A 12,938-nucleotide genomic window follows, 5' to 3' on the forward strand; every position below is an offset into this window, starting at 1 on the left:
GATTATAGAAAAAAGGTGAACGTTTTGAAGGTAGAATTATTTGATTTTCACCTTCCAGAAGAACTGATTGCACAGGTTCCTTTAAAGGAAAGGGATGCGTCTAGACTAATGGTTCTTCACAAGGAGACAGGTGAACTACAGCATGAGTCATTTAAGTCAGTTATTGATTATTTCCACTCTGGTGATTGTCTCGTATTAAATAATACAAGAGTTATGCCAGCGAGGCTTTTTGGTATGAAAGAAGATACTGGTGCAAGTATTGAGATCTTGTTATTAAAACAGCAAGAAGCTGATGTATGGGAAACTTTAGTTAAACCAGCCAAACGGGTAAAAGAAGGCACAGTGATCACTTTTGGTTCAGGTATACTAAAGGCTACTTGTGTGGGAACAAGTGAGCATGGTGGTCGATTACTACAATTTGATTATGATGGAATCTTTTATGAAGTTCTAGATTCACTTGGAGAAATGCCATTACCACCGTATATAAAGGAACAATTAGATGATCGAGAAAGATACCAAACTGTTTTTTCTCGTGAAATTGGATCTGCTGCCGCACCAACTGCAGGATTACACTTTACAGAAGAAATTCTTGATCAACTTAAAGAAAAAGGGGTTCATATCGCGTTTATTACTCTACATGTGGGGTTAGGTACATTTCGGCCAGTTAGTGCTGAGACAGTAGAAGAACATGATATGCATGCTGAATTTTATCAAGTAACAGAGGGTACGGCTTCTCTTTTGAATGAAGTACGTTCAAGAGGTGGTCGAATTATCTCAGTGGGGACAACCTCGACTAGAACACTTGAGACGATTGCGTCCAAGAATGAAGGGCAATATGTATCAGAAAGCGGCTGGACCAATATTTTTATTTATCCTGGTTATGAATTTAAAGGTATTGATGGTATGATCACAAACTTCCATCTGCCTAAATCTTCTTTAATTATGCTCGTTAGTGCTCTAGCATCAAGAGAATATGTGATGAACGCATACGCAGCAGCTGTTAAGGAAAAGTATCGATTTTTTAGCTTTGGAGATGCGATGCTTATTATCTAGATAGATAAGAAAAGGTTGGAAAATAATATTGTGTCTAGCTTCAACGCCAAACTATTCATGAATTGATGATAAAGAATACCTTATCTTCATAAAAGTTTTAGTTTCACTAGGCTTTAGCGAGGCACTTCCGCATTTCATTTAAGGAGGAAAAAAGGTGTCAACTTCACCAATTCGTTACGAACTTATTAAAACTTGTAAACAAACAGGTGCAAGGCTTGGAAAGGTACATACACCACATGGCAGCTTTGAAACACCTGTATTTATGCCAGTAGGCACGCTTGCAACCGTAAAAACAATGTCTCCTGAAGATTTAAAACAAATGGGAGCAGGAATTATATTAAGCAATACCTATCATTTATGGCTTCGTCCAGGCCATGAGATTGTGAAAGAAGCCGGTGGATTACATAAGTTTATGAACTGGGACCGAGCAATTTTAACAGATTCTGGCGGATTCCAAGTTTTTAGCTTAAGTGATATGCGTAGAATAGAAGAAGAGGGAGTACATTTTAGAAATCATTTAAATGGAGACAAGCTTTTCCTATCTCCAGAAAAAGCAATGCAAATTCAAAATGATTTAGGCTCTGACATTATGATGGCTTTTGATGAATGCCCGCCATATCCTGCTGAATATGATTATATGAAAAAATCGGTTGAACGGACGAGCCGTTGGGCAGAGCGGTGTTTAGAAGCTCATAACAGACCAAATGAACAAGGATTATTTGGGATCATTCAAGGTGGAGAATATGAGGAATTACGTAAACAAAGTGCACGAGATTTAGTATCATTAGATTTCCCAGGTTATGCAGTTGGCGGATTATCAGTAGGGGAACCGAAAGATGTCATGAATCGTGTTCTTGACTTTACAACTCCACTTATGCCAGCAAACAAGCCGCGATATTTAATGGGTGTAGGCTCACCGGATTCATTAATTGATGGAGCGATTCGTGGAATTGATATGTTTGACTGTGTTCTACCAACTCGTATTGCTCGAAATGGAACATTAATGACAAGTGAGGGTCGATTGGTTGTGAAAAATGCAAAATTCGCAAAAGATTTCGGACCACTTGATGAGAATTGTGATTGTTATACATGTCGTAATTATTCACGTGCATATATCCGCCATTTAATAAAATGTGATGAAACATTCGGATTAAGATTAACATCTTACCATAATCTATATTTTCTGGTAAACTTAATGGAGAAAGTAAGAGAAGCCATTCGAGAAGATCGTTTAGGCGATTTCCGCGATGAATTTTTTGAAAAATACGGTTTTAATAAACCGAATGCTAAAAACTTCTAATACATGCTTGAAAGGGGTGAAAATAATGGAAATGTTAGGAACTGTATTACCTTTAGTACTTATGTTTGCTATTTTTTATTTCTTGTTGATTCGTCCGCAGCAAAAGCAACAAAAAGCGGTACGTGAAATGCAGAACAGCTTACAAAAGGGTGATAAAATAGTAACGATTGGTGGCCTACATGGTATTTTAGATTCAATCGACGAAAACAAGATTATTGTTAAAGTTGGTGACGGGACTCGTCTAACGTTTGATCGTAAATCAATTCGTGATGTTGTTAAAGACTAAAATGTACATAAGTGCACAAAAAAACAGGGTTCAATTGGACCCTGTTTTTATTTACTCGCTCTAGATGATGTCATATTGACTCCAAATACTCCCCCGAGCATTGCTACAACTAAAAAACCTCCGTGATACATTGTTTGTTCCATTGTAAAGATATGACCATAGCCTAAAAATTGAAAAAGAAAAATAATTAAAGAGTAGAGGATAGCAGTCACTCCACCAATTAACCATCCCTTTTCCTGTCCTTTTCCTCCAGCTACAAATCCTCCTATAAACATTGCTAAAACTGAAAGACCTAATAGTAACCATGCAATGGAAGATTCCGTTAGGCTTGTAAATTTTAAAAGCAAAGAAAATATTAAGCTAGTAGCTAAAGCGATAACAAAGATTGTGATAAGACCATAGAGAATTGCTTTTCCCCATTTTTTTGTTTCCACTTAGACTTCCACCTTTCCTTCTAAGTTCAAGCTTGTTTCTGCTCGTCTTAGTACAGAATATTCATAGAAGAAAAAAATAGAATACAAATATTTTTGTGGACTTGCATCATATGATGGTAAGAGGAAGTATATTTCTTGAGATATAGTTTTAGTGTCTAGCTATAGTGACTAACCCCTTGGCTCTACAGCACTCATAATAGAAGGGAAATACTTCTTCTATTCATGATCGTTAATTTCCTGAGGACGAACAAGTCGCTTAAGCTTTTCATGTGGAAGGGGTTAAATGATGCTAACAATATTGACTGTCATCATTTTTTTATTAACCTATATCGTAATTATGACAGAAAAAATTGATCGTGCGTTAGCTGCTGGGATCGGTGGTGTCGCAATGCTTATCGTTGGAATCTATGATGTGAACAAAGCCTTTGTCACTTATATTGATTGGAATACGATTGCATTGTTATTTGCTATGATGATCATTGTCATCATAACTAGTCAAACAGGTGTGTTTGAATATGTTGCGATTATAATGGCGAAGGCTGTTGGCGGTAGACCAATTCCCTTGTTGATTGTTATTTCAACCTTAACAGCTATTGGTTCAGCTTTTTTGGCTAATGTGACAATGGTTTTGTTACTCGTACCAATTATATTAACAATTGTTAGAATGCTCGATATTCCTGCAATACCCTATTTGATTTCGATTATTATTGCATCAAACATTGGTGGAACTGCAACATTGATTGGAGATCCACCCAATATTATGATTGGTCAAGCAGTTGAGCACTTATCGTTTAATGCATTTCTTATCCATCTTAGTCCAATTGTTCTGATTATTTTTGCTGTTGTTTTGCTTTATTTAATCATCATTTATTGGCCTAAGCTACAAGTAGATCACATTGATCGAAAAAAGCTTGCTTCTGTAAAAGCAAGCAATTACTTAAAGCTGACCGCTGCATTGCCAAAGTCAATTATCGTCTTAGCTTTAACAATAGCGGGATTTATTTTAAACCCGATACTTCATATCGATTTAACAAGTATTTCACTAGCAGGTGCACTGCTTCTCCTTTTGCTTACCCATGATGAAAATAATCCTGAAGGTATTCTTAAACAGGTAGAGTGGGGAACATTGTTTTTCTTTATTGGTTTATTCATGTTAATCGGTGGGTTAGAAGAGGTTGGGATTATTGATGAATTAGCTAGAGGAGTTGTTCTTTATACAGAGGGAGATTTACCTAAAACGTCTATGTTAATCCTTTGGATGACAGGGATTTTATCTGGATTTGTTGATAACATTCCATTCGTTGCAGCAATGATTCCGGTCATTTTAGAATTTAAAGATTATGGAATGACGAATCTTGATCCATTGTGGTGGTCATTAGCACTGGGTGCATGCCTAGGAGGTAATGGTACATTATTAGGAGCAAGCTCTAATTTAGTAGTAGCAGGGTTAGCAGCAAAGGAAAAGGAACATATCAGATTTAGTGAATTTTTAAAGGTCGGCTTTCCGATTGTTATTATCTCATTAATCATATCGTCGATTTATGTTTATCTTCGTTATTTACTAAACTTTACAGGCTAACTGTTTTTTCTTACATAAAACAATGGTTAACGTCCAAACTAATTGTAAGTAACTGCGGTAAAAGGAGGCCATTAAATGGAAGTATATATCACCATTGTGGCTCGAACGATTTTTCTTTACTTCTTAATCGTTTTGATTTTTCGATTAATGGGGAAAAGAGAAATAGGAGAATTGAGCATTTTTGATTTAGTTGTCTTTTTAATGATTGCTGAAATGGCTGTAACAGCAATAGAGGATCATAAAGACTCATTAATACATACAATAATCCCAATGTTACTTCTAATGATAATTCAAATTTCATTAGCATTTTTGTCGCTGAAAAGTCAAAAAATCCGGTACTTGCTTGATGGGAAACCGACCATTATTATTAATCGTGGAAAGGTAGATGAGCACGCAATGAGATCACAACGTTACAATTTTGACGATTTAATGACTCATTTACGTGAAAAAGACATTAAGAGTATTGCTGATGTTGAATTTGCCTTATTGGAGTCTTCCGGAAAACTGTCAGTGATCGAGAAACAAAAGGACGAAAGAAATCAACCCGAACTACCAATTCCAGTTATTATTGATGGACGTATCCAAGAGGAGAACCTAGAATCCATTAACAAAAATAATTTATGGCTAAGGCAACAGCTTCGAAAATTAGGATATGATAACATCAAACACATCTCCTTTTGCTCATTTGGAAAAGGGATCTTTTTTATTGATTTGAAGGATGAAAAAAAATAAATACAAACATACAAAGTTGAGGATCTTTAGGTCTTCATCTTTTTTGTTCTAGATAATAGGACATAACAAAAACAGACAGTAAATACCGTCTGTTTCATCTTTAGATATAGAGGTTTATCACATACTAGTTTGGCTTTATTTTTTTACAGGAATTAACCTTGATAATTGTCCGCCAATATAAGGTATCCGATTAATCTCATCCTTTTCAACCAAATTTAACAATAAGAGCAGGATACAGTAAAAGATCGAGGTTACACTTATCGCAGCAATTAGTCGAAAAGCAATGGCTCCATTAACTAATACATTCTCATAAAAAAGATACCCTACAAAACCTGATGCAACCATGGTTAAGCCGCTTTTTAAATAGTCTTTTATATATATAGTGAATGGTAAAACTTTCATGACTGTAGCAAAATGTAATAAGGTGACTAACATAATCCCAATTACAATAGCCAAAGCAGCACCCATAATTCCAAGTGATGGTCTAGTAGCTAAAACAAAAATTAATGCCGTTTTAACAGCAGCTCCTATTAAACTATTAACCATAGCAGCTTTTGCTAAATCAAGTGCTTGTAAAACTGCTTGTAGTGGTCCTTGAAAATATTGAAAAATAAAGAATGGAGCCATTACTTTAACAAAAATGGCGGATTGACTACTACCATACATGACAAGCATTAACGGCTCTGCAAAGATATATAGAACAACACATGCTAAGCCACCACTCACTATTGATAAACGAATTGACTGCTGAAGGCGATGCTCAACAAGTTTTAAATTGTTTTGTGCCATTGCTTCACTTATAGCAGGAACTAATGATGTAGATAGGGAAAATGTGATGAAAGAAGGTAGCATTAATAATGGAAGGGCATATCCTGTTAGTCCACCATATTGTTTTGTAGCAACAGTGGTTAATACGCCTGCAATAGCTAGACTATTAGCAACAACAATTGGCTCAAAAAACCATGAAATTGATCCTATTAGCCGACTTCCTGTAGTTGGAAGAGCAATGCTCATTAATTGATTAAACGTCTCTTTACCGTTTTTGACAGATTTGAAAAATTTTCTACGTATCTTTATTTTCTTTTTTACCTTGAACATCGCGGCGAGATAAATGAGGGAGACAAGTTCACCGATAACTGCTGAAATCATTGCACCTGCTGCTGCATACTCAATCCCATAGGGTAAAAAAGCACTTGTAAAAAGAGCAACTAAAGAAATTCGAACAACTTGCTCTAATACTTGAGAAGCTGCAGCGGGACGCATGTTTTGCTTCCCTTGAAAATAACCACGAATAACAGATGAGATCGCAACAATTGGAACGACAGGTGCAATTGCAAGTAGTGGCCATTTAATACGATCATCTGTAAACACTTCTTCAGCTAAAATAGGTGCTAAGAAACCCATTGCCGGAGTGAAAAGAATACTTAAAGTTCCAGTGACAGTTAAAGAAACAACAAGAATTTTTTTGATTTTCCGGTGGTCTCCTTGTGCCTCTGCTTCAGCAACAAGCTTTGAAATGGCAACAGGTAAACCAAGCTGTGTAATCGTAATAACCAATACGAGAGTAGGTACAGCCATCATATATAAGCCTACACCTTCTTCTCCAATAAAGCGTGCTACGACGATCCGATTAATAAAACCTAATACTCGCGTAATAAATCCTGCTAAAATTAAAATAAGCGTTCCTTTTAGAAACGTTTGTTTTGACATTTCTCTCCCTGCCTTCTCAAATAACGTGGAATCATATACAATTACTATATGCGGACTTGTGGGCCAAGCATGACAAGTTCTAACATGAAAGAATGAGAATGCATTCTAGTTACATAAATGAAAAGATAATCAAAGAAGATCTATTTAGTTTAATTAAGGAGTGGAGTTAATGGATAGGCAGCCTTTGGATGAATTCAAAGATCATGTAAAACCTGCAATTGTAAGCAAGCTTGAAGAGTTTGTATTATTAGGCTATACGGATGTATCTGAAGAAAAACTGTGGGGATTTTTAAAAAACAAAAAGTGGAAAAAAACAACAGAACTTTCTGTACATGAAGTTGTCCGTGATGTATTAGCATTAAAAATAGGTGATTTTATGAATTATGCAACAGTGGAATCTTATAAAACAGCAAATTGGTTTGAAAGTGATGAAGGAAAAGACATCTTGAAAGACCTTATATAGAGTTAATTAAATTTCATAAAAAGCGTATAATTTTGATGAAGAATCTTACTTGTTAAGTATATTAAAAGAGATCGTTTACCATCTTATATTTGCAGTCATACATAAATTGTTTTCTAGATGTTAAGGAGGATACATAATGGTCAAGCGTGGACGCATTATTGCGTTTTTTCTACTTGTCCTATTTGTGGGAAGTTTAATTGGCTTAAACACAAACAGGGTGACGAACAACATTATATTAGGCTTAGATTTACAAGGCGGCTTTGAAATACTTTATGAAGTAAAGCCAGCAAATGAAGGGGATAAAATAACAAGGGACGTACTAGTAAGCACAGTGAATGCACTACAAAAACGTGCCAATGTTCTTGGTGTCAGTGAACCTAATATACAAATTGAAGGTGATGATCGGATACGCGTTCAGCTTGCTGGAGTAGATGATCAAACGAAGGCACGAGAAATCCTTTCCACACAAGCTGAATTAACATTCCGTGATTATCAAGATAAGGAAATGTTAAATGGAGCTGATTTAGTTGAAGGTGGAGCAAGTCAGTCATTTGATGAACAAGGAAAGCCGAACGTTGCAATCAAGCTAAAGGACGCATCAAAATTTAAAGAAGTAACTCAAGAGATTGTTGGTAATGCTCCTTATAATCAGTTGGTTATTTGGCTAGATTATGCAGAAGGAGATGCGTATCAGGAGGAGGCTACAAAGGCTGAACCAAAATTTATTTCTGCACCAAATGTAGACCAAGTGTTTAATCAAACAGATGTAACGATTACTGGAGATTTTACGGTACAGGAAGCAAAGGATTTAGCTAATTTATTAAATGCTGGTTCCCTTCCAGTTAAGTTAGATGAGATGTATTCAACCTCGGTTGGTGCACAGTTTGGTGAACAGGCTTTAGATCAAACAGTTCTTGCGGGTATTATTGGGATTGCGATTATCTTCTTATTTATGCTTGCTTTTTATCGCTTGCCTGGGTTAATCGCAGTTATTACGTTATCTACGTATATTTACGTGATCCTCCAAGTGTTCGACTGGATGAATGGCGTATTAACATTACCTGGAATTGCTGCTCTTATTCTTGGGGTAGGGATGGCTGTTGATGCCAACATTATTACATATGAACGAATTAAAGAGGAACTAAAGCTAGGTCGTACTGTTCGCTCAGCCTTTAAAGCAGGGTCGAGACGCTCCTTTGCTACAATTTTTGATGCAAACATTACGACGATACTCGCTGGTGGAGTCCTATTTTTCTTTGGGACTAGCTCTGTAAAAGGTTTTGCCACAATGTTAATTCTAAGTATAGTTGTTAGTTTTATAACTGCTGTTTTCTTATCGAGAATCTTACTTGCTCTTTTAGTTGAAAGTCGTTGGCTTGATAAGAAAAAAGGATATTTTGGTGTGAAGAAAAAGGATATCTTAAGTATTGAAGAAACTGATGATGATACAACTGCTCCAACTAAGTTTGATCAAGTAGATTTCTTAAAGTATCGTAAGTTATTCTTTATGCTTTCAACAGTTGCTGTTATTGCAGGGATTATCATCTTATTGGTATTCAAACTAAACTTAGGGATTGATTTTGCAAGTGGTACACGAGTTGAAGTTCTTGCCGGTAAGACGATGACAACAGAAGAAATAACTGAAGAAATGAGCAAGCTTGATCTTGAAGTAGATGATGTTGTGTTATCAGGTGATGAAAATGAGATTGGAGTTGCCCGTTTTACAGGTACTTTAGATCAACAGAAGATTGCAGATTTAAAAAATCATTTCAAAGAGAAGTATGGTACTGAACCGAATGTTAGTACTGTTTCACCTACAGTAGGTAAAGAACTTGCTCAAAATGCGATGTATGGTGTTCTAATCGCAGCTATTGGTATCATTATATATGTCGCGATTCGTTTTGAATTTTATATGGGACTTGCCTCAGTAGTCGCGTTATTACACGATGCGTTTTTCATTATCGCTTTCTTTAGCATTACGCGTTTAGAGGTTGATATAACGTTTATCGCAGCTGTCTTAACAATAGTCGGATATTCGATAAATGATACGATTGTAACATTTGATCGTATACGTGAATTACAAAAAAAGAGAAAGGTTAAAACAGTGGAGGATTTACAGTTCATAGTAAATCGAAGCCTTCAACAAACCTTTACTCGTTCAATTAATACGGTGTTAACCGTTGTTATTGCAGTTGTTGCATTGCTTATATTCGGTAGTTCATCGATTACAAACTTCTCAATCGCACTATTAGTTGGATTAGTTTGTGGAACGTATTCATCGCTGTTCATTGCAGCACAGCTTTGGTTAATTTGGAAAGGGAAGCAGCTTAGTAAAAAGAAGGAAATGCCTTCTAATGTAAGTGATGAACCACAAGTTTAAATAATTGTTAATAGGGTCAGCTCTCTCAAGGAGTATGATATTATGAACGTGATGAAATAGGTCACGTAATAATACATTGAGGTGAGCTGACCCTTATTTACTAACAACAAGGCTCTGTTAACTTGGTTGTTGATTTCCGCTGCATGCGTTCGCTACAATCAACAAAGTGCCAAAATACAACAGTGTGCTTTAATAGAGCTAATAACAAGAGAAAGGAGAGTTCAAATGAAACGTCAATGGAGCATTATTTTAGCCATTATTTTTACAATTATTATTGCTGTTTTTGCGGTAATAAACGTTGAGTCTGTCGAGGTGGACTATTTGTTTGGAACCGCTGAATGGCCACTCGTTCTTATCATCCTTGGTTCTGTTCTAATGGGTGGGTTTATGATCGCGACAACAGGGGTTGTACGTATTTTATCACTTCAACGGAGACTTAAACTAGCTGAAAAAGAAAATGCAAAATTAAAAAATGAACTCGATGCTAGCAAGCAACAACAAGAGCAATTACCTGAAACTCACGTAGAGGAAATCGATCAATAAGTCGAATCTACTTAGAAGAGATGTTATATCCATAATCCTCAAATTGAAACCCCTTGATCTCTCTAGTATAATGGGAGGGTTGAGGGGTGAATTTATGTTAAAGGCAAAAACTAGATGGATGGTTCAACCATCTGATGATACATTAATGAAAACATATATAGATAACTTATCGATTACGCCACTTGTTGCGTCATTACTTGTTAATCGTGGGATAAATACAATTGAAAAAGCTCGTGAATTTTTACAAACGGAGCAACAGACTTTTCACGATCCTTACCTTTTAAAAGATATGGACAAGGCTGTCCACCGAATTAAAACAGCAATCGAAAAAAGAGAACATATATTAGTATACGGTGATTATGATGCGGATGGCGTAAGTAGTACAACTGTTTTGTTAACTACTTTACGTAAGATGGGAGCACAAGCAGACTTTTATATACCGAATCGTTTTACAGAAGGCTATGGCCCTAATGAAACAGCTTTTAGACAGGCACATGAGAAGGGCTTTTCACTGATTATTACTGTTGATACAGGAATTGCAGCTGTTCATGAGGCTGATGTTGCTAAAGAGCTTGGTATTGACCTTATCATCACTGACCATCATGAACCAGGGCCGATTTTGCCTGCTGCTTTAGCCATTATCCATCCCAAACAACCTGAATGTCCTTATCCATTTAAGGAATTGGCTGGTGTTGGAGTTGCATTTAAATTAAGCCACGCACTTTTGGGTGAACTCCCAGCGGATTTATTAGAGGTCGCAGCAATTGGAACAATCGCCGATCTTGTGACTCTACATGGGGAAAATAGATTAATTGCAAAAATCGGAATTAATCAGTTGAAATCGACAAGCCGTACTGGGATAAAAGCATTGTTAAAGGTAGCGAAAGTTACTAACTCAGACATTAACGAAGATACCATTGGTTTTGCATTAGCACCAAGAATTAATGCAGTTGGCCGGTTGCAGTCTGCTGATCCTGCTGTAGACTTATTATTAACAGAAGATGCAGAAGAAGCATTTGAAATTGCGCAGGAAATAGATTTATTAAATAAAGAGAGACAAAAGCTAGTAAGTACAATGACAGAGGAAGCGATAGAGCAGGTGGAATCAAGTTATCCGGTCACTGATAATCCTGTGCTTGTCATAGCAAAGGAAGGCTGGAATCCAGGGGTTGTCGGAATTGTTGCATCACGGCTTGTTGAACGCTATTATCGACCAACAATTGTTCTAAGCATTGATAAAGAAAAAGGTATTGCGAAAGGTTCTGCAAGAAGTATTGTTGGGTTTGATTTATTTGAAAATCTTTCAACCTGTCGAGATATTTTGCCACATTTTGGTGGTCATCCAATGGCTGCAGGTATGACACTAGAACTTGAAAATGTAGATTTATTAAGAAAACGATTAGTTGAAAAAGCAAACACTATTTTAACAGATGAAGATTTTACACCAATTACAAAGGTTGATGTCTCCTGTAAATTAGAGGATATCTCAGTAAAATCAATAGAAGAGATGCAGCTTCTTGCACCGTTTGGTATGCACAATCCAAAGCCGATTATTCAGGTTGAGGATGTCACGTTAGCAAACATACGAAAAATCGGTGCAGAACAAAATCATCTAAAGCTTGTATTTGAACAAGAAGAACATCAACTCGATAGTGTTGGATTTGGATTTGGTTATATTCATGACGATCTTTCACCTACTGTTACATTATCTGCAATTGGGGAACTATCTATTAATGAATGGAATAATTTTCGAAAACCTCAATTAATGCTACAGGATGTAAAAGTAGATCAATGGCAACTGTTTGACTATCGTGGCACACGAAATGTTGACAAGCTTTTAAAAAATGTTAATTTAGTAAAAAATAGTACCATTATTACATTTCAGTCAGCTATTTATGAGGATTTGAAACAAAAAGGCTTTGATACGAATACAATCTTTGTTAATACTGTATCTGTCGCTCAAGACCTTAATAGAATAAATAAAAACCTTGTATTAATGGATATACCGTCATCACTAGACTTGCTGGATTCTCTTTTTGTTCAAGGAAAGCCAGATCGAATCTATACTGTTTTTTTACAAGAGGCCGATCACTTCTTTGCAACAATACCAACTAGAGATCACTTTAAATGGTATTATAGCTTTTTATTAAAAAAGGGCTCCTTTAAATTAAAGGAACAAGGTGAACAACTTGCAAAACACAAAGGTTGGTCAAAAGAAACAATAGAGTTCATGTCACAGGTGTTTTTTGAGCTAGAATTTGTTACAATAGAAAATGGTGTTATTTCGACAAATTCTACGTCTCGAAAAAGAGATTTAGCTGAATCGAAAACATATGCACAAAAGCAAATGCAAATTGAATTAGAAAAAACGTTATTATATACATCTTACATGCAGTTAAAACAGTGGTTTGAAGAGAGATTTCAATCATCAGCTGATACGTTTGTAAATGTATAAGGA

11 protein-coding genes are annotated in these 12,938 nt (G+C 36.1%); 9 read left to right on the forward strand and 2 right to left on the reverse strand.

Translation table 11 applies throughout. The features are described 5' to 3' along the window. Positions 1-24: 24 nt before the first annotated feature. From queA to yajC, 3 genes are all read left to right on the forward strand, one after another. A complete protein-coding gene (queA, locus tag I7822_RS24490) occupies positions 25-1,053 on the forward strand; it encodes a tRNA preQ1(34) S-adenosylmethionine ribosyltransferase-isomerase QueA (protein ID WP_207981703.1) in 1,029 nt (342 codons plus the stop codon). A gap of 154 nt (positions 1,054-1,207) precedes the next feature. Next, the gene (gene tgt, locus I7822_RS24495; protein ID WP_207981704.1) at positions 1,208-2,353 is read left to right on the forward strand and encodes a tRNA guanosine(34) transglycosylase Tgt; all 1,146 of its coding nucleotides are present in this window, start codon (positions 1,208-1,210) and stop codon (positions 2,351-2,353) included. A gap of 25 nt (positions 2,354-2,378) precedes the next feature. Beyond that, entirely contained in the window at positions 2,379-2,639 is a 261-nt protein-coding gene (gene yajC / locus I7822_RS24500) for a preprotein translocase subunit YajC (protein ID WP_207981705.1), read from the forward strand. A 47-nt stretch (positions 2,640-2,686) separates the two neighbouring features. Here yajC and I7822_RS24505 read toward each other — a convergent pair whose 3' ends face one another. Further along, the gene (locus tag I7822_RS24505) at positions 2,687-3,073 is read right to left on the reverse strand and encodes a TIGR04086 family membrane protein (RefSeq protein ID WP_207981706.1); all 387 of its coding nucleotides are present in this window, start codon (positions 3,071-3,073) and stop codon (positions 2,687-2,689) included. A gap of 283 nt (positions 3,074-3,356) precedes the next feature. Between I7822_RS24505 and I7822_RS24510 the strand changes: the two genes are divergently transcribed. Together I7822_RS24510 and I7822_RS24515 are read left to right on the forward strand one after the other, a co-directional pair. Next, positions 3,357-4,652 (forward strand): ArsB/NhaD family transporter, encoded by a 1,296-nt coding sequence (locus I7822_RS24510; RefSeq protein WP_307847871.1) that lies wholly within the window; start codon positions 3,357-3,359, stop codon positions 4,650-4,652. Between the two features lie 75 nt (positions 4,653-4,727). After that, positions 4,728-5,384, forward strand: coding sequence for a DUF421 domain-containing protein (locus I7822_RS24515; RefSeq protein ID WP_207981707.1), 657 nt, complete (start codon positions 4,728-4,730; stop codon positions 5,382-5,384). A gap of 135 nt (positions 5,385-5,519) precedes the next feature. Here I7822_RS24515 and spoVB read toward each other — a convergent pair whose 3' ends face one another. Then, positions 5,520-7,094, reverse strand: a complete 1,575-nt coding sequence (gene spoVB / locus I7822_RS24520; protein ID WP_207981708.1) for a stage V sporulation protein B — start codon at positions 7,092-7,094, stop codon at positions 5,520-5,522. A gap of 169 nt (positions 7,095-7,263) precedes the next feature. Between spoVB and I7822_RS24525 the strand changes: the two genes are divergently transcribed. The 4 genes from I7822_RS24525 (at position 7,264) to recJ (ending at position 12,935) form a co-directional block, all read left to right on the forward strand. Next, complete coding sequence (locus I7822_RS24525) at positions 7,264-7,557, forward strand: post-transcriptional regulator (RefSeq protein WP_207981709.1); 294 nt, start codon at positions 7,264-7,266, stop codon at positions 7,555-7,557. Between the two features lie 136 nt (positions 7,558-7,693). Next, positions 7,694-9,937 (forward strand): protein translocase subunit SecDF, encoded by a 2,244-nt coding sequence (gene secDF, locus I7822_RS24530; protein WP_207981710.1) that lies wholly within the window; start codon positions 7,694-7,696, stop codon positions 9,935-9,937. 225 nt (positions 9,938-10,162) lie between these two features. Then, complete coding sequence (locus I7822_RS24535; RefSeq protein WP_207981711.1) at positions 10,163-10,480, forward strand: LapA family protein; 318 nt, start codon at positions 10,163-10,165, stop codon at positions 10,478-10,480. A gap of 94 nt (positions 10,481-10,574) precedes the next feature. Further along, entirely contained in the window at positions 10,575-12,935 is a 2,361-nt protein-coding gene (gene recJ, locus I7822_RS24540) for a single-stranded-DNA-specific exonuclease RecJ (RefSeq protein ID WP_207981712.1), read from the forward strand. The last annotated feature ends 3 nt before the right edge of the window (positions 12,936-12,938 follow it).

The organism is Metabacillus bambusae (assembly GCF_017497975.1).
GTDB lineage: Bacteria > Bacillota > Bacilli > Bacillales > Bacillaceae > Metabacillus > Metabacillus bambusae.